At 59.0% G+C, this 17760-nt stretch carries 16 protein-coding genes, 1 tRNA gene and 1 other RNA gene; 11 read left to right on the forward strand and 7 right to left on the reverse strand.

Annotated elements, in window-relative coordinates; translation table 11 throughout:
- Positions 1 to 402 precede the first annotated feature (402 nt).
- The 11 genes from fliS (ACOYW0_RS04630) to ACOYW0_RS04680 all read left to right on the forward strand — a co-directional run bounded on the left by fliS (ACOYW0_RS04630) (position 403) and on the right by ACOYW0_RS04680 (position 12053).
- Positions 403 to 786, forward strand: coding sequence for a flagellar export chaperone FliS (gene fliS / locus ACOYW0_RS04630; protein ID WP_482417385.1), 384 nt, complete (start codon positions 403 to 405; stop codon positions 784 to 786).
- 314 nt (positions 787 to 1100) lie between these two features.
- Positions 1101 to 2750, forward strand: a complete 1650-nt coding sequence (locus ACOYW0_RS04635; protein ID WP_482417386.1) for a flagellin N-terminal helical domain-containing protein — start codon at positions 1101 to 1103, stop codon at positions 2748 to 2750.
- Between the two features lie 219 nt (positions 2751 to 2969).
- A complete protein-coding gene (fliD, locus tag ACOYW0_RS04640; protein WP_482417387.1) occupies positions 2970 to 4412 on the forward strand; it encodes a flagellar filament capping protein FliD in 1443 nt (480 codons plus the stop codon).
- A 57-nt stretch (positions 4413 to 4469) separates the two neighbouring features.
- On the forward strand, positions 4470 to 4907 hold the full coding sequence (gene fliS / locus ACOYW0_RS04645; RefSeq protein WP_482417388.1) for a flagellar export chaperone FliS: 438 nt from the start codon (positions 4470 to 4472) through the stop codon (positions 4905 to 4907).
- Positions 4888 to 5202: a hypothetical protein gene (locus ACOYW0_RS04650; protein WP_482417389.1), complete on the forward strand. Its 315-nt coding sequence runs from the start codon at positions 4888 to 4890 to the stop codon at positions 5200 to 5202. Before fliS (ACOYW0_RS04645) ends, ACOYW0_RS04650 begins: the two co-directional genes overlap by 20 nt.
- A gap of 104 nt (positions 5203 to 5306) precedes the next feature.
- Positions 5307 to 5705, forward strand: a complete 399-nt coding sequence (locus tag ACOYW0_RS04655; protein ID WP_482417390.1) for a flagellar protein FlaG — start codon at positions 5307 to 5309, stop codon at positions 5703 to 5705.
- A 569-nt stretch (positions 5706 to 6274) separates the two neighbouring features.
- The gene (locus ACOYW0_RS04660) at positions 6275 to 7861 is read left to right on the forward strand and encodes an ABC transporter substrate-binding protein (protein WP_482417391.1); all 1587 of its coding nucleotides are present in this window, start codon (positions 6275 to 6277) and stop codon (positions 7859 to 7861) included.
- Between the two features lie 288 nt (positions 7862 to 8149).
- Positions 8150 to 9124, forward strand: a complete 975-nt coding sequence (locus tag ACOYW0_RS04665) for an ABC transporter permease (protein WP_482417392.1) — start codon at positions 8150 to 8152, stop codon at positions 9122 to 9124.
- Entirely contained in the window at positions 9121 to 10041 is a 921-nt protein-coding gene (locus ACOYW0_RS04670; RefSeq protein WP_482417393.1) for an ABC transporter permease, read from the forward strand. The genes ACOYW0_RS04665 and ACOYW0_RS04670 overlap by 4 nt, the downstream gene beginning before the upstream one ends.
- A gap of 15 nt (positions 10042 to 10056) precedes the next feature.
- The gene (locus ACOYW0_RS04675) at positions 10057 to 11040 is read left to right on the forward strand and encodes an ABC transporter ATP-binding protein (protein ID WP_482417394.1); all 984 of its coding nucleotides are present in this window, start codon (positions 10057 to 10059) and stop codon (positions 11038 to 11040) included.
- Positions 11037 to 12053 carry an ABC transporter ATP-binding protein gene (locus tag ACOYW0_RS04680; RefSeq protein ID WP_482417395.1) on the forward strand — a complete coding sequence of 339 codons (1017 nt, stop codon included), beginning with the start codon at positions 11037 to 11039 and terminating at the stop codon, positions 12051 to 12053. The genes ACOYW0_RS04675 and ACOYW0_RS04680 overlap by 4 nt, the downstream gene beginning before the upstream one ends.
- Positions 12054 to 12147: 94 nt before the next feature.
- On the opposite strand, the gene ACOYW0_RS04685 is transcribed toward ACOYW0_RS04680, so the two are convergent.
- The 7 genes from ACOYW0_RS04685 to ACOYW0_RS04715 form a co-directional block, all read right to left on the reverse strand.
- A complete protein-coding gene (locus ACOYW0_RS04685; RefSeq protein WP_482417396.1) occupies positions 12148 to 12525 on the reverse strand; it encodes a PilZ domain-containing protein in 378 nt (125 codons plus the stop codon).
- Positions 12526 to 12770: 245 nt separating this feature from the next.
- Positions 12771 to 13487 carry a 2-C-methyl-D-erythritol 4-phosphate cytidylyltransferase gene (gene ispD / locus ACOYW0_RS04690; protein WP_482417397.1) on the reverse strand — a complete coding sequence of 239 codons (717 nt, stop codon included), beginning with the start codon at positions 13485 to 13487 and terminating at the stop codon, positions 12771 to 12773.
- A gap of 32 nt (positions 13488 to 13519) precedes the next feature.
- Entirely contained in the window at positions 13520 to 14830 is a 1311-nt protein-coding gene (locus ACOYW0_RS04695; RefSeq protein ID WP_482417398.1) for an HPr family phosphocarrier protein, read from the reverse strand.
- 78 nt (positions 14831 to 14908) lie between these two features.
- Positions 14909 to 15292, reverse strand: an RNA gene (rnpB, locus tag ACOYW0_RS04700) — RNase P RNA component class A.
- Positions 15293 to 15367: 75 nt separating this feature from the next.
- The gene (locus tag ACOYW0_RS04705; protein ID WP_482417399.1) at positions 15368 to 16096 is read right to left on the reverse strand and encodes a zinc ribbon domain-containing protein; all 729 of its coding nucleotides are present in this window, start codon (positions 16094 to 16096) and stop codon (positions 15368 to 15370) included.
- Between the two features lie 112 nt (positions 16097 to 16208).
- On the reverse strand, positions 16209 to 17339 hold the full coding sequence (locus tag ACOYW0_RS04710; protein ID WP_482417400.1) for a Nif3-like dinuclear metal center hexameric protein: 1131 nt from the start codon (positions 17337 to 17339) through the stop codon (positions 16209 to 16211).
- A gap of 231 nt (positions 17340 to 17570) precedes the next feature.
- Positions 17571 to 17647, reverse strand: a tRNA-Ile gene (locus ACOYW0_RS04715).
- Between the last annotated feature and the right edge of the window lie 113 nt (positions 17648 to 17760).

Consider the following 17760-nt stretch of genomic DNA (forward strand, 5'->3'; position numbering starts at 1 on the left):
CACTTCAGGGCCCATCGTCAATAGCAGCCTTCCATGGCCAAAGTCCGTGCCTCCGACGGCGAGGTGAGCCACCTCAAACACGCATTTCCATGATCGATTTATGCGCACAAAAGACAATGATCCGAAACATGAGCCACGCTTCCGTGCAATCTGAACAGAGATGACCGCATGTACCTGTTGTTTATTTGTAATGGCTTTTACATACAAGCTGTTGTATTATCTATATCAGTACGTTGTTTACTAAAACGCCGCATCGAAACACATTCTGACATCGTTCCCACTCTCCCTGGACGGAGTCCTTCCCCGCACCCCCTTGCCGCTGACGCACCGCCCGAACACCAACACCCCGAACAACCCGTTGATCGCAAGATCTGATCGTTTCCTTATATTAGGGAGGACACCATGCCATCCACCCATCCCCTGTACCGAACCCCCGACCCCTCTTCGCCCCTTGGGCGGGAAGAGCTTGTCCGCATGTACGACGACGCCATGGACCACCTCACCCTTGCCCGTTGCAGCGGAGCCGAGGACCAGAAGAAAAACATCTCCACCGTGGTCAAGATCCTGAACCATCTCAAGGAGGCACGGGAACACGCCCCCTCCCAGGGAGAGGACGGTACCGACCTTTCGGCCCTGTTCGGTTACATGATTGACCGCCTCTCCATCAGCCACTCGGGCCTCGGCATCGACCCCATCAACGAGGTAAGCTGGCTGATCCGCAACCTCAAAGAGCTCTCCACTCCCACGAAAAAGCCGGATCGCCCCGCAGATATCCCACACTCTTAAGTCAATAAGGGCCAAAAAAAATGCCCCGGCCCAACAGGACCGGGGCGCCCCAAAACATTGAATTTCAATTCTTTCGCACCCAAGCCCCGTCATCCCGCCCTATTCCTTCCTTGTTTTTCAACAGCCCATCGTCATTTTTATTTAAAGAATACGAAAAATCCTCCGATATGTTTTTTATACCGCGGGTGACCCGGCACCAGCCTTTGGAAAAAGGATTTTCCAAAACCACACAGGGCGCCCCAAACGGTATACGACAAGTTGACTTCACGGCACGGATGCCGACCATTGAAAGTTTATTTCACGGAGGAAATCACATGGCACTTTCAATCAACACCAACGTCACCTCTCTCACCGCCCAGCGTAACCTGGGTAACACCGCGTCAGGCCTCAATAAATCGCTCCAGCGACTCTCTTCCGGCCTGAGAATCAACTCTGCAAAAGACGACGCCGCCGGCCTGGCCATTACCGACCGTATGACCTCCCAGATCCGCGGCCTGAACCAGGCGGTTCGAAACGCCAACGACGGTATCTCCCTGGCCCAGACCGCTGAAGGGGCCCTCCAGGAGACCACCAACGGACTCCAGCGAATCCGCGAACTGTCCGTACAGGCGGCCAACGACACCAACACCGCTGAAGACCGGGCATCCATCCAGCTCGAGATCGACCAGCTGGTTTCCGAGATCGACCGAATCGCAGAAGCCACCACCTTCAACAACAAAAACATCCTCAACGGCAGCTCCGGCACCTTCACCTTCCAGGTGGGCGCCAACGCCAACGAGACCATTGGTGTGGACCTGGTCAACGTCAAGGCCAACGCCCTGGGTCAGCAGCCCGGCATCGTACAGTCCACCGCCTCCCGCGTCTCCCTGACCAACGACGCCGCCGACGCCGGCAGCATCGGTATCCAGGAAGGGGCCGTAGGCAGCACCCTCACCGCCGGGGACGTCAGCGTCCAGGTGGACGGTGCCTCCTCTGTGGACATTGCCCAGGCCAAGTACGGCGGCGACATCACCTCCGCCTCCACGGCCGACCTCAAGGACACCAACGCAGCCAACTACGGCAGCGGTAGTGCAAAGGCCATTGCCGATCGAATCAACAACATCCGCGAGATGAACGAGGAAGATCCCGGCGAAGGCATGGAAGGCACCAGCCTTGAGGGCGTATACGCCAAGGCATCCACCAGCTTCCAGGCATCCGACATGGACGCCGCCGACTACTCCGGCTCTGCCGTGGCAGGGGATGGCCCCAGCAACGTCGGCGTCGGCCGCATCGGCAACAGCGACCTGATGATCAACGGTGTGGGCGTGGGCCCTGCAGACTTCAAAGAGAACGACGCCGACGGCAGCCTCACCAACGCCATCAACGCCAAGAGTCACCTCACCGGCGTTACCGCCAGCGTGGATGACGACGGCGAGCTGACCCTGTCTGCCGACGACGGCCGTGACATCGTGCTGAGCACCACCAACGCGGAAGTCACCAACCTCGTCTTCGGCGGCGGCGTGAAGTCCACCTCCTTTGACTCTAACTTCAACGACCTGCGCATCACCGGTTCTGTCTCCCTGACGGCCTCAGACACCCTGAGCCTGTCCGGTACCAACGCCACGGACGCCGGTTTCGCAACCCTCTCCGAGGACAACGTCCAGGCCAAGGGCTCCATTGCCAACGCCGACGTCTCCACGGTGGAAGCGGCCAACGAAACCATCAAGTCGGTGGACAGTGCCATCCGCCAGGTGGACGACATGCGCGCCAACCTGGGTGCGGTCCAGAACCGTTTTGACTCCACCATCCAGAACCTCTCCAACGTTTCTGAGAACCTGAGTGCGTCACGTTCCCGTATCCTTGATACGGACTTCGCCTCCGAGACGGCCAACATGACCAAACTCCAGGTCATGCAGCAGGCCGGTACCGCCATGCTTGCACAGGCGAACCAGCTGCCGCAGTCCGTTCTCAGCCTGATCGGGTAACAATAAGGAACCGTCTCACCCTCAGTAAGAGAAGGTTTGCCTTTATCCGGTTGTTCAGGATAAAACGAGTGCACAGGGAACCTGCATAGTCAAAAAAGCCCCTGGGCGATCCCAATCGCCCGGGGGCTTTCCCGACACCTTTTGCAGGAACCGTGTTCACCGAAAAACGTTCACAAAGGCATCGGGCCGCCCCACGGCGGATGCCAAAGGAGCAGGATCATGGGAGTGTCGGTAGGCGGCATCGTTTCGGGGATCGATCTCGACGGCATCGTCGAGCAGATTACCGAAGTGGAAAAGAGACCCGTCAAAGCGTTGGAAGCGAAGAAAGAGGACTTCAAGGTCCTGATCTCCGCCTACGCCAACCTGTCGAAGGAGCTCTCCGGCCTCAGCAACGCTGCCCGCTCCCTCCGGTACCCCAGCGCCTACACCGCCCGCACGGCCACCAGCCCCGACCCCGAGAGCTACACCGTCTCCGCCGGATCCTTTGCCCGGACCGGAACCTACAGCCTGGAAGTCCATCAGCTGGCCACGAGCCAGAAGCTGGCTGCCGGGCCCTTCACGGAAGACGCGCTTCCCGGTGGCGGGACCCTGAGCATCCAGGTGGGCGACGGCGATCCCATGGAGATCACGGCAGGGGCCAACTTCTCCCTCCACGACCTGGCCAACGCCATCAACGCCGAAAAAGGCGCTGTGACGGCCGGGGTGATCTTTGACGGCACCCATCATTTCCTGACCCTGTCGGCCAACGACACCGGAGCGGCCAACACCATCTCCGTTGACGTGATCGAAGACGAAGACGGGGACACAGGGGATAACGCCGGGCTCTCCGCCCTGGTGGCCTACGGAGACGAGGAAGGGGAAGGAGCCGGAGACAAGGCCTTTTCCGTGACCCAGGAAGCCAAGGATGCCATCATCTCCGTGGACGGGGTCCAGGGAATCCACCGGCCCTCCAACACCATCGAAGACGTGGTCAAGGACGTTACCCTGACCCTCTCCGGGACAGCCCCGGCCACCACCTTCAACGTGGCACTGGACCAGGGAGCCATCTCCGAGAAGCTCGAAACCTTTGTGGAAAAGTACAACAATGTCCTCACCTTCTTCTTCAACAGCCAGAAGTACAACGGCGAAGGGGAAGAGCAGGGCACCCTCTTCGGCGACCAGACCGCCAACCGCATCAACGGCGCCCTGACCCGCTCCACCGCGGGCACAGTGTCCGGAAACGACAGCTTCCGCTATCTTTCCGATGTCGGGGTGACCATGCGGCGGGTCACGGACAAAGAAGATCCCGAGTACGGCAAGCCCTATCTGGAACTGAACCAGGAGACCCTTTCCCGAGCCCTTGAAGAACACCCCGACGACCTGAAGCGGTTTTTTACCAGCATCGACGAAGGGGAAGAGGGATTTGCGGTTCGCATGTGCACCCTCATCGAAGGGTTCAACGACCCCACAGGCGGCATCTTAGCCTCCGGGAGCAAGGGCCTCAAAACCAAGATCGGCAGCATCGACAAGCAGATCACGCGCATCGGGGACAAGGCGGAACGTTCCGAGGAGAGACTTCGGAACAAGTTCAACTCCCTTGAGAGCCTGCTTGCCGAATACAAAGTCACAAGCGATCACCTCGCCTCGCAGTTGAAGGCTTTGCCCGGGGTATCCAAAGAGTAGAACCGGAACCGGTGCCACTCACCTTAGTTTCCGTTACAGTTGAAGGAGTTCACACCCATGACACCCATGACCTACAGTGCATATGCCGCATCGGCCGCCCGAGAGGACCTTCCCCAGGACCGGATCCTCATCATGCTCTACGAAGGGGCCATCAAGTTCATCCACCTGGCCGTGCGGGGCATCGAGGAAAAACGACCGGCGCTCAAAGGGGAGTACATCTCCAAAGTCCTGGCCATCATCACCGAGCTCAGCACCGCCCTCGACATGGAGCGCGGTGGGGAGATCGCCGAAAACCTCGCAGCTCTGTACGACTACATGGTCCGGCGCCTCACCGAGGCGAACATCCACAACAGCACCGAGCCCCTCCATGAAGTGGAGGCCCTCCTCGTAAGCCTCAACGAAGGCTTTACCGAGGCCTCGCGCACCCGACGCCAGTCGTCGGTAAGGCGCCCTGAAAAGCCGAGGGAGAGCTGTGGTGTCTGTGTTGCCATCTGAGACCCCGGCCGATGTCATGGCACGCATGGAGGCCCTCATGGACCAGGTGGAGACGTCCCTGACCTCCGCCGACCCCGAGGCCCTCTTCACCCTGGCCCGGCGCCAGGCCGACCTGGTGGGCAAGCTCAAGGAGCTGCCCATGGACAGGTCCCACGCCGATCTCCTTTCCCGCATCCTGGAACGGAGCCGGCACCTTGCCCTGCGCATTGAAGAAGAGATGGGCGCCATCCGGTCCCAGCTCACTGCCTCGGCAAACAAAAAGCGAATCCGGGGAGCCTATGCCTCCCCGTATTGACACAAGGCGGCATCGACCCTGCCGTCACAAACCTTTGGAAAAACCAGGCCCTGCCAAGGCGAGCCTTTGCACCCTTCAGGGCGCATGGATAAAGAGAGTTCACCATGATGCAAACCGTATCGAACGTTCAACCCCAGATGCCCCAAAGACGGGATGATGTCTCTGCCGCGGAACCCGTCCGCAGAGCCCCCGGATCCGAGGCCACCTCGGACAACAAGGCCAGCACCGAGGAGCGCCAGGAAAAAGTGCGCAGCGACCGGGAAGACCGGCTTCGCGAAGAAAACCTCTCCCAGGAGACCCTTGACGAAATCTCCCGGGACCTGGACACCCTGCACGCCGTCGGCCTGAATTTCACACGACATGACGAAACCGGTCGCACCATGGTTCGGATCACGAACCGCGATACCGAAGAGGTTATCCGTGAAATCCCTGCCAAGCAGGTCCTTGACCTGGCAGCAAAAATCGAAGAGATGGTCGGTATCATCTTCGACGAAAAAGTGTAACGGCCCACTCCCCCCCACACCCGATTCTTGCCCGTCACACCTCCCTTTGAAGCCGGTCTTACCGGAACAGGAGACATGCATCTTTTTTCCGCAGCGTCCCCTTCCCCCTCGCCTAACGGGCGGCCCCTGCCGATTTATGTTCCCCAGGCTTTCACTTTTTTTCGGAATCGGGGTCCTGTCTCCCTGGTGTTTTCTGTGTCATCTCGCCGAGATAATGGACCATCATCGCCCCCCAAACGCACTGTTACCCCCTAAGAACATTGTTGAATTCATTTGCTTTTCATGTTTTTTTTTGCTAATTTTTACAACTTAACCCTGGTATGGTGCTAGAATAATAAGTCATTTCATACCGGAGGCACACCTAAGCGAAATACGGCACACGAAGCGATTTTGGGAAGAGACAGCGGATCACAGCACCGGATATGCACCGGCGCTTTTTCCGCAGCTGAAACAACGACCGAAGCTCCGCACATGTCCCCTACTCCGGGACACCCTGCCCCTCCCCACGGAGGACACAGCGGAGCCTACGGACCGTTTTTTTAACAACACACTAATTTCAGGAGGCGTGAATGAGACGAATACTGGCACTGACATCCATCCTGCTCATGGGAGCGGCCCTTTTGGTATCGGGATGTTCAAAACCGGAAGAAGAAGTAAAGACAACGTTAAACACAACGGTCCATCTTGCCATGGACGCCGACCCGGTCTCCCTGGACCCCCATATTCAGCTCTCCGGAGGCATGCTGGCATACTCCCACGTGGCCTTCGATCCCTTGGTCCGCTGGACCCGCGACATGTCCATTGAGGGCAGGCTCGCAGAAAAGTGGGAGCGCCTGGACCCGTTAACCGTCCGATTCTGGCTGAGAAAAGGCGTTACCTTCCACAGCGGCAACCCCTTCACCGCCAAGGACGTGGTCTGGACCTTCAAGCGTCTCCAGAAAAGCATCGACTACAAAGGCCTTTTCGAGCCCTTTGAGAGCATCAACATCGTCGACGACCACACCATCGACATCGTCACCAAGCGTCCCTATCCCCTTCTCCTGAACATGGCCACCTACATCTTCCCCATGGACAGCGTCTTCTACACCGGCACCGATGAAAACGGTCAGCCCAAGGACGCCCAGGTCAAGAGCGGCCCCTCCTTTGCCCTCAACCACGAGTCCGGCACCGGCCCCTTCCGCGTCATCTCCCGTGAACACGGCGTCAAGACCGTTTACGAGCGCTACGCCGATTACTGGGACAAGGCCTCCCCCGGCAACGTGGAAAAAATCGTGCTCACCCCCATCAAGAACACCGCCACCCGCGTGGCCTCGCTGCTCTCCGGAGACACCGACTTCATCTACCCCGTCTCCCCCCAGGACTTCAACCAGATTGAAAGCAACGAAAAAACCAAGCTCGTTACCATGGGCGGCACCCGAATCATCACCCTTCAGCTCAACCAGACCCGGCGCCCCGAGTTCAAGGACGTACGCGTTCGCCAGGCCATTGTCCATGCCATCAACAACGAAGGCATCGTCAAAAACATCATGAAAGGGTTTGCCACCACTGCAGGTCAGCAGAGCCCCAAAGGCTACCTGGGCTACAAAGAGAACCTGGTGCCCCGCTACGACCTGGAAAAGGCCAAGGCCCTCATGAAAGAAGCCGGCTACGAAAACGGCTTCGAGTGCTCCATGATCTCCCCCAACAACCGCTACGTCAACGATGCCAAGATCGCAGAAGCAGCAGCCAACATGCTGGCCAAGATCAACATCAAGGTGACCTTGCAGACCATGCCCAAGGCCCAGTACTGGGATGAATTCGACGCCAAGGTGGCCGACATCCAGCTCATCGGATGGCACGCGGATACCGAAGACTCCGGCAACTTCACCGAGTACCTCACCATGTGCATCAACACCGAGACCGGCTACGGCCAGTACAACAGCGGGACGTACTGCAACGCTCGCGTAGATGAGCTCACCCTGGCCGCCCAGTCCGAGACCGACACGGCCAAACGTACCGCCATGCTCCAGGAGATCGAGCAGACCCTTTACGACGAGGCGGCCTTCGTGCCCCTGCACTGGCAGAACCTGGCCTGGGCCTCGAAAAATAACCTCGACATCGAGCCCATTGTCAACACCATGAACTTCCCCTACCTCGGCGATCTCGTCGTCAAGTAAGGGATGTAAAATAGACGCTCCCTGGCCGGTTCCACCGATATCTTCCGGTTGAACCGGCCATTTATTTTGGCGGATTCATTTGCATTTCACCGCCCATGTATGCTTGAATACGAGCGTTTCGTTTACCGGTGAGGGAACATATTCCTCGCCAGCTGTACCCGCTGCCTGCCGGTGCCCGCACAGGACACCGGCAGGCAGCGGGTAGAACGCCCACGGGAAGCGTTGCGGCTCAGTGCCGCACCAACGCACGCCCCTCGCACCGTGACAATTAAGGACGCGACCATACCCATGTTTGCATTTACCGTAAAACGCATTTTACAGGCACTGTTCGTCATGCTGGTCATCAGCTTGCTGGGCTTCTCCATCAAACACCAGTTCGGCGACCCCGTCCGGGACATGGTGGGGGTCCGGGTGTCGGTTCAGGAGCGCGAGCAGCTCCGGGACCAGATGGGACTGAACGACCCCTTCTTCACCCAGTACGGACGGTTTCTCAAAAACGCCGCCCACGGGGACTTAGGCACCAGCTTCATCCACAAGAAACAGGCCTTACACGTGATCCTGGCCAAGGCACCGGCCACCATTGAGCTGGTCTTTGCCGCCAGCCTCATCGTGATCCTCATCTCCGTGCCCGCAGGCATCTTCGCCGCCATCAACCCCCGCCACTGGTTTTCACGCCTCACCATGGGCACCAGCATCGTGGGGGTCTCCATCCCGGTCTTCCTCACCGCCATTCTCATGATCTACCTCTTTTCGGTGACCCTTGAATGGTTTCCCTCCTACGGCAGGGGGGACACGGTGAACCTGTGGGGATGGCAGACAGGCCTTCTCACCCTGGACGGCCTGAAGCACCTCGTCATGCCGGCCATCGCCCTCTCCTCCATCATGCTGCCGCTCTTCATCCGGCTCATCCGCTCGGAGATGATGGAGGTCCTGGAGACCGAATACATCCGGTTTGCCTACGCAAAGGGCCTCAAAAAGCAGCGCATCTGGTTCGTGCACGCCTTCAAGAACACCCTGCTGCCCGTCATCACCGTGGGCGGCGTCCAGCTGGGCATCATGCTGGCCTACACCATCCTCACGGAAACGGTTTTTCAGTGGACCGGCATGGGCTTTATGTTCCTTGAAGCGGTCCAGCGCTCCGACACCACCCTTCTGGTGGCCTACATCATCTTTGTGGGCGCTCTCTTTGTCGTCGTCAACACCATGGTGGATATCATCTATGGTCTCGTCAATCCCACCATCCGGGTATCGGGGAGAAAATGAAACAGTCACTTAGAAATTTCAAAGATTCGTACTTTTTTTATAGCTTCAAGCGGGACAAAATCGCTGTGGTCAGCTTCGCCATTCTGCTGGTGCTCATGATCGTCAGCTTCTCGGCCCCCCTTCTCGCCCCTTACAACCCGTACGACTCCGAAACCATCGACATCTTGAATTCGGAGCTTCCCCCGGCCTGGATGGATGGCGGTTCCTCCACCTTCCTCCTGGGCACGGACCAGCAGGGTCGGGACCTTCTTTCCACCATGATGTACGGCATGCGCCTGTCGGTGCTCATCGGTCTGGGAGCCGTGGTACTCCAGGCATTTCTCGGAATCACCGTGGGGCTCTTTGCGGGCTATTTAGGGGGCAGGCTGGACAACTTTCTCATGCGCATGGCCGATATCCAGCTCTCCTTTGCCACCATGATGGTGGCCATCCTCATCAGCGCCATCTTCCAGACAGTGTTCGGTGAGAACCGCTACAACGATCTGGCCGTCCCTTTGCTGGTGGTGATCATCGGTATTGCCGAGTGGCCCCAGTACGCCCGGACGGTCCGCGCCTCGGTGCTGGGCGAAAAGGGCAAGGAGTACGTGGAAGCCGCTCGGGTGGTGGGGCTTTCCCGCCTGCGCATCATGTTCCGCCACATCCTGCCCAACACCATGAGCTCGGTGCTGGTCATCTCCACGGTCCAGGTGGCCAACGCCATCATGAGCGAGGCCGCCCTCTCCTTCCTCGGCCTGGGCATGCCCGTGAACCGACCCTCCCTGGGCTCTCTGATCAACGCCGGATTTGAATACATCTTCAGCGGTGTCTGGTGGATCACCCTCTTTCCCGGCCTCTTTCTCGTGGTCCTCGTCCTTGTCATCAACCTCCTCGGGGACTGGCTCAGGGATGTGCTCAACCCCAAGCTTTACAAAGGATAAAGGCGACACCCAATCATGGAACCGATACTCGATATACAGAACCTTGACGTCAAATTCGCCCTTCGCACCGGAGAGGTCACGGCCATCGACAACCTCTCCCTCTCCCTGGCCAAGGGGGAGCGCTTAGGGATCGTGGGAGAAAGCGGGGCCGGTAAATCGGTCATGGGCTTTTCCATCATCAAGCTGATCCGAAAGCCCGGCTTTATCGCCGGAGGCACCATCCGCTTCCGCGACTCAGAGATCTCCGCCTACTCCGAAGAGAAGATGCGGGACATCCGCGGAAACCGCATCAGCATGATCTTCCAGGACCCCATGATGGCCCTGAACCCCGTGCTGACCATCGGCACGCAGATGACCGAGGCCATCCACGCCCACATGGATGTATCCAAGGAAGAGGCCGAGCGCATCGCCCTGGAAAAGCTGGCCCGCGTGCACATCCCCTCCCCGGAGAAGCGCCTGGCCCAGTACCCCCATGAGTTCTCCGGGGGCATGCGCCAGAGGATCATCATCGCCATCAGCCTGCTCACCGACCCGGACATCATCATCGCCGACGAGCCCACCACGGCCCTGGACGTCACCATCCAGGCCGAGATCATGGACCTGCTCATCGAGCTGTGCGACTCCGACGGCATGAGCCTGATCCTCATCACCCACGACCTTGGGGTCGTGGCCGAGGTCACCGATCGCATCGCCGTCATGTACGCAGGGCGGGTTATTGAGACCGGGCCCACCCAGGCCATCATCAACACCCCGAAGCACCCCTACACCCAGGGCCTCATCAAGGCCCTGCCGGAGAGCCGTAAACCCGGGGAAGCCCTCTACCAGATCCCGGGAATGATGCCCACCCTCACGGACATTCCCAGCGGCTGCGCCTTTAACCCCCGCTGCCCCATGAAGGGAGAGATCTGCATGACCAAACGGCCCGAGGCGGCCCTTGCGGATGAACAAACAGGCCACATGGCCGCATGCCATTTAGTCTCGGGAGACCTTGCATCATGACAACAGAATCCACCAAGCCCATTCTTACACTGAAAAACGTCGTCAAGCACTTCGACATCTCCGGAGGCTTTCTGGAAAAGCTTCGCCTCCAGGGCGGAAAGCTCAGCCTCCACAGCACGGTGGTCAAGGCGGTGAACAGCATCAGCCTGGATATCCTGGAAGGGGAGACCTTGAGCGTGGTCGGGGAGAGCGGGTGCGGCAAGTCCACGCTGGCGCGCTGCGTCATCGGCATCCACCAGCCCGACAGCGGAGAGATCCTCTTTCGGGGCAACCGCATCGACAACCTCTCGTCCAAGGCCATGATGCCCTACCGGTCCAAGATGCAGATGGTGTTCCAGGACCCTTACTCCTCCCTGAACCCCCGGCTCACCGTCAAAAAGACCCTGGAGGAGCCCCTGCGGTTCCACAACCCCGGCATCAGCAACGGGGAGGTCAAGGACCGCATCGCCGAAGTCATGGAGCAGGTGGGGGTGGATCCCATGTGGGCCCAGCGCTATCCCCACGAATTTTCCGGGGGCCAGCGCCAGCGCGTCAGCATCGCCCGGGCCCTGGTTGTGGACCCCGCCTTTATCGTGGCCGACGAGCCCATCAGCGCCCTGGACGTCTCTGTGCAGGCCCAGATCCTCAACCTTCTCATGGAGACCCAGGAAAAACGTGGCCTCTCCTACATGTTCATCTCCCACGACCTCTCGGTGGTACGCCACATCAGCAGCCGGGTGGCCGTGATGTACCTGGGTAGCCTCTGCGAACTTGCCGATGCCGAGACCCTCTACACAGAGCCGCGACACCCCTACACCAAGGCCCTTCTCAGCGCCATCCCCAAACTGAGCGGGAACAAGAGCCACATCAGCCTGAAAGGGGAGGTGCCCTCCCCCATCAACCTGCCCACGGGGTGCGTGTTCCACGGACGGTGCCCCCACGCGGATGAACGCTGCATCCGGGAGATCCCCAAGGTGAATCCCTGCGGTACAGGCCTTGTGGCCTGCCACCGGGTGGAGGAAGGCGTTCTTTAGCACGCACACCCCAACCGCACAAAAAAAGGGCGCACACGAAGCAAGCTTTCGTGTGCGCCCTTTGGCGTTTTAACAACAGTTTTCTTAAAAAAAACTACCCGGCCTCAACCTCCTCCTGCTTGGAGGTGCGGTGAGCGATGAAGTATTGGAGCTGAGCCTTCTGGTTGGCGCTGAGATCTACGAACCGCACCCGCCGCTGGCGCATGATAATGGAGGAGAGGGAAGAGGGGTTGTCGATCTCCACGTCTTCCACAGTCTCGTAGGGCATCTTTTCCAGGTAGAACCCGTTGTCCCCCACGTAGATATGGGTTTCCACAGGCTCCTTGGGTTGCTCGGCGTGGACAATATACCGAAAACAGAGCCCGTCCATGCTGATATCCACAATGGGGCCCACCTTACTTGAGGCCGGAGACAATGCAGCATAAGCCCCGTCACCGGCGCGGTAACGCCTGTGGGCACGTCTGTCAGCCATCTCCTGGGATTGTCCGATCATTGCGGCTCCATGGGCAAGTGGGGAGAGAAAAGGTGGTATCGGACAGGCGCCCACCCTGAGGCGCCATTTTCCGTATGCGGTTAGCCGGAGTTCTGTTGTAGCACAATCGCAGGTCCAAGGCAAACCGAAAGACTACCCGCCGCCCCCAAGACAGCATCCACCTTTACTTGCAAAATAGCACAATTCAAATGCATTTAAAGACAGTTACGCTAAAACAAAGCCTGTCACCCTGCAGAGCGTTCTATGGAAAGAGGAAAACGGGGGAGAAAAAGGGACGCGAGATCCAGGTCATCCGGCGTGGTGATCTTGATGTTGCACCGACTGCCGGCCACCACCTCCACGGTGTGCCCCAGACGCTCCACCAGGGAGGCGTCGTCCGTACCCAGCACGCCCTGGGTCCGGGCCTCATCATGGGCGTGGAACAGAAGGTCGGCATGAAACACCTGGGGAGTCTGGGCCATCCAGAGGCCGTCCCGGGACAGAGTCCCTGCGATGGCCCCTCCCCTGCCCACCCGCTTGAGGGTCTCAAAGGCAGGCACGGCCAGAATGGCGGCTCCGCAGCCTGAAGCCGCTTCGCACACCCTCAGGATCTCCTCTTCAGAGACAAAGGGACGCACCCCGTCATGGACCGCCACCAACCCTTTAAAATCAGTGCCCAGGGCCTTCAAGCCATTGTACACGGACTCCTGGCGCTCGGCCCCGCCCGCGGCCAGGACCACACGGTCCCCTCCGGGCAGCAGAGAAAGAAGCTCTGATCGGATAAACGGAAAATCATCGGCCGGAGCGACCAGGATGATGCGATGGATTTTCGGGCAGGAGAGAAAGGCGTTCAGGGTCCGCACAAGAATGGGGACCCCGTCCAGCTTCAGGTATTGCTTTCGGGTCTCGGCCCCCATGCGGAGCCCCTTGCCTCCGGCAACAATAATGGCGGCGATCTGCATTGCCCCCCCTTTTTTCCGAAGCCGGGCTGCGGCTATTTCAGGTATTTCAACTCTTTGGGAAGGGGCAGCCCCTTGCCCATGGAATCTTCGGCATAGTTAACCGCGGCGAGGATTTCGATGTCCTTGAGGGCCCGGGTGTCTCCTTCGAAGATCACCTGGGAAATCTCCTCTTTCTGGATCTTGCCGCCGGCCCACTGGATATCCAGAACGCTGCTGGCGTCGAAACGGTCCCCGTTGACCACCATCTCCACCTCGCCACCGTAGTTCTGAACAATCTTGGCCACCATCAGGCTGGGCCGGGCATGGAAGCCTCGGGTCTCGGGGATACCCACGGTGATGATCCCACGCTCAATGTTCTCGTTGAGGACTTCCTTGGCCAGGCGTTTGCCGCAGCTCATAAAGTGGCAGGCGTAAAAGAGGCAGTAGTTGACCGTGCGATCCAGGAGTTTGTCGATGTCCACAATCTGCGCGAGGCTCTTTCTCACCTCCCGATAGGTCTGGATGGTACCCACCTCGTGGAGATGACGCTCATAAAAATGGAGCAGGCGTCCCTGGACCTCCATGAGATGAAGCACCACGGAGAAGTGGGCGCGCAGCTGCTTGAGCTTGCGGTCACCGTACCGGAATCCACCTTGAATAACATAAGAGTCGAAGGAGGACTGGAGGTTGTGCACCACCATCTCAAAGCCCCTGATCTCCACCTCGTTGACCTTGGCCGGAACCATCTCCCGGATCGCTTCAAGGCTCTGCTCCTCGTAAAAGGTAAAGGGGGCAAAGAGCTTGGCGATATTAAGGAACTCACTGGAAATTTTGACGATGTGCTTGCGCTGATCGTGACCCGAGTCATCATCGATGTTGTACTCCAGCATTTCGCCGGAGACCACCCCGGGGAAGTTGGCCTGGTCGTAGCCCCCTTCCGGCACCCGGATATCCAGGCGACGGGCCTCTTCGATGATAACCGGCACGGCTTTTCTCAAAATGTCATTGAGGAAATCCAGGGTAATACGCCCCTGGGCTTCGAAGTCGGAGGTATCTGTGAGATCGTAAAAGGGGATGCGGTTGGCGATGTGGCGTTGGGCGTAGCAGCTGAGGCTGATGTGGCGGACAAGGGAGGCGAGCTCCCGATAGTAGAACCAGTCCCGGTTGTTCTTGGCCCCGTGGAGGTCCAGGAAGTCTTCCAGCAGGTGGCTGGTGGCCGTCATGCGGGAGTAGAGCTTCTTGGTGAAGGGGTTCTCATCCCTGTCGAACCTGGCGATGTACACACAGGCCTTGAGAAAATCGTGGGAATAGATCTGAACCTTTTCTTTAAAGGTAATGGAACATGCCGACTGTTTATCTGCCATAAAGCCTGTCGCCTGCCTCTGGTCTGTCGTAAAAAGGAGTGGATGGCTTTTTACGGGTCCATCAAAAAAAACGAAGACGGTTGAAGGGGCACGTAAGCCGAATTTTGTTCCCCGTCCCGGTTACCCGGAAACGGGGCGATGATCATTCATCTAGGATGCCGGTTACCCGACACCTCACGCGACCTACCCGGAAGCTCGGACGGGCAGCCCTCGGACACTTCCCTATTTGGTCTTGCACCGGGTGGGGTTTACCCAGCTTCCCCGGTCACCCGGAGAACTGGTGCGCTCTTACCGCACCCTTTCACCCTTACCACGCACCCGAAACGGATGCGTGGCGGTCTACTCTCTGTTGCACTTGCCTTCGCGTTACCGCGACTCCACGTTATGGAGCACCCTGCCCTGTGGTGTTCGGACTTTCCTCCCGGTTGCCAAAGGCAACCCGGCGATCATCTGTCCCCCTCCAACCGTCTTCCGATTGTGTGCCCGTGTTATACCTCAAAACGACAGAAAGGAAAACGACCATTTTCACCCCTGCCCTCAGGCGTTGGGTTCGCTCACCAAAATGCGATGACACCGGGGGCAATGGTGCAGCCCGCCCTGCTGTTGAACCTCAATGGCCTGCTGGGGAGGGATGTTCATGAAGCAGCCAAAGCACACCCCTTTGGAGACAGCCACAACAGCCAGTCTTCCCGTGGTCTTAAGCAGTTTTTCGTAGTGGGCGAACAGGGCCGGGGGAAGCGCCTTGATCACCTCTTCACGCTCCACGCTCATGGATTCAAGGGTCTTTCGCTCCTCGGCGGTGTCGTTGTAAATCTCCTGCTCGATGCTCTTGACCTTTTCGGCCTCTTCGTCGTGGACTGCGGCGAGTTCGGCAATCTGTTTCTTTTGCCCTTCCAGCTCGTCCAGCATGGAAATAAGGACCTCTTCGAGCTCCCCCACCCGCTTGGTGTTGTCATCCACCTCGCGGCGAAGCACCTGGTAGTCCTTGTTGTTGGTCACCACGCGCAGGTACTCCTGGCTTTTGGCCACACGGGTGTTGAGTTCGGCCACCTCTTCTTCAATGGCAGCATACCGTTTCTGCTCGCCGTCCAGGGCCTCGCGGGCTCCCTGGAGCTCGACGTCGAGTTCCCTCAGGCGTGCTCCCTGCACGGAGGCCTGGGATGTCACCCCTTTCAACTTCTTTTCAATCCGTGCAGACTCCGACTCAATGTTCTGAAGTCTCATCAGGGTCTGGATCTGCTCCCGGGTCACATTAAGATTACGCATGGAATTTATCAAGCCTCCAAGGTCTGTGGACCGGCCGTAGCCGGTGTATCATTCATTGCCAGATCGACGGTGTTGCTGTTTTTCTATGGGACAGGGCGCGTCTTGGGCCCCGTCATACAAAGGCAAAGGGATCCTGCTCGCATCGGCTTTCCACCACCTCCACGTCAAGCCCCCTTTGCCGGATCTTCTCGTTAAGGGCCCGGGCCAGCAGGCCACAGGCAAAATATTCCGTACCGAAATGGCCGGCATCCACAAGCCCCTTGCCCTTCTCAAGGGCGGTCTGGGCGTCATGGTACTTCAGCTCGCCGCTGACATAGACATCTGCCCCGCTCCGGTAAAACGCCTTCATGAGCGAGCCCCCGCTGCCCGTACAGACGGCACCGCGCCGGACCGCCATGCCGGGATCCCCCACCACCCTCACGGCGGGGAGCCCAAAGGCCTTTTTGACCCGTTCGGCAAGTTCTCCCAGGGTTACGGGCGAATCAAACGCCCCCACCCGGCCCAGGCCCGCGCCGGTTTCGTCGGCATCGGCCGTCCTCAGCAGGGGGTAGATGTTGTACTCCATGGTCTCGTATGGGTGCACCTCCCGCACCACCTCCAGCACGTGATCCAGCTTCGAGCGCCTGACCACCGCCTCCACACGGACCTCCTCCACGCAGCTCATCTTACCCGCGCTGCCTTCAAAGGGCTCGGCACCGGCTGAGGGCATGTAGGTTCCCCTTCCGGCCGAAGAAAAAGAGCAGCAGCTGTACTTGCCGATGGCCCCGGCCCCACCGGAAAACAGAGCCTTCATGACCTTATGACGGTACTCTTCCGGCACGAAAAATACGAGCTTCACCGTTTCCGAATCTGCAGAGGGCACCAGGGGGCCTTCGGGGGTCATGCCGATCATACGGGAAAAGGTGTCGTTGAGTCCGCCGGGGGCGCTGTCGAGGTTGGTGTGGGCTGAGTAGATGGCAAGGGGGGAAGAAACGGAGCGGGCGATGATGTCACCCAGGGGGCTGGCGAGGTCCAGGGTCTTTAGGGGGGAGAAGATGAGAGGGTGGTGGGTGATCAGCATCTCCGCCCCTTCGGTGCAGGCTTTGGCCACCACCTCCGGGGTGGGATCGAGGGCGATGTGAATCCGAGTGACCCGGTGGTCTCTGTGCCCCACCTGCAGCCCCACATTATCCCATTCTTCGGCAAGGGATGATGGGGCAAGTTCCTCCATCATGGAGATTATCTCAGATACCGTAGCGCTCATCTCTCCTCCAATCGTCTCTTAAGGGGCTTAAGGATTCCGGGCCGGGCGGCCCGAAAGCACCCCTTCAACAAAAAAGGCGTGGTGGCCTTTATCAGCCAGCACGCCTTGGTGTTTAAAAACTGTCTCGGCATTTTGTTGCATCGTTCATGGTGCATCATCCGCCATGGTTCATGAAAAGTGAGTTATTGGCCTCACCTGTTGGGGCATCTCCCTTTTCACGGTGTGTTGAGCTGGTGGGCCCACCTGGATTCGAACCAGGGACCGACCGGTTATGAGCCGGTGGCTCTACCAAGCTGAGCTATAGGCCCGTGCATCAAGGTGAGTATCCTTACCTCCGGCGAGCCCCTTTTGTCAAGTGTTATCCGCCCGACAGCAGGGGCTTTCGGGACGCCCCGTTCCCGGGGCGAACCAGAGGCAGGGT

The organism is Desulfoluna sp. HI9BLuna (genome assembly GCF_056829775.1).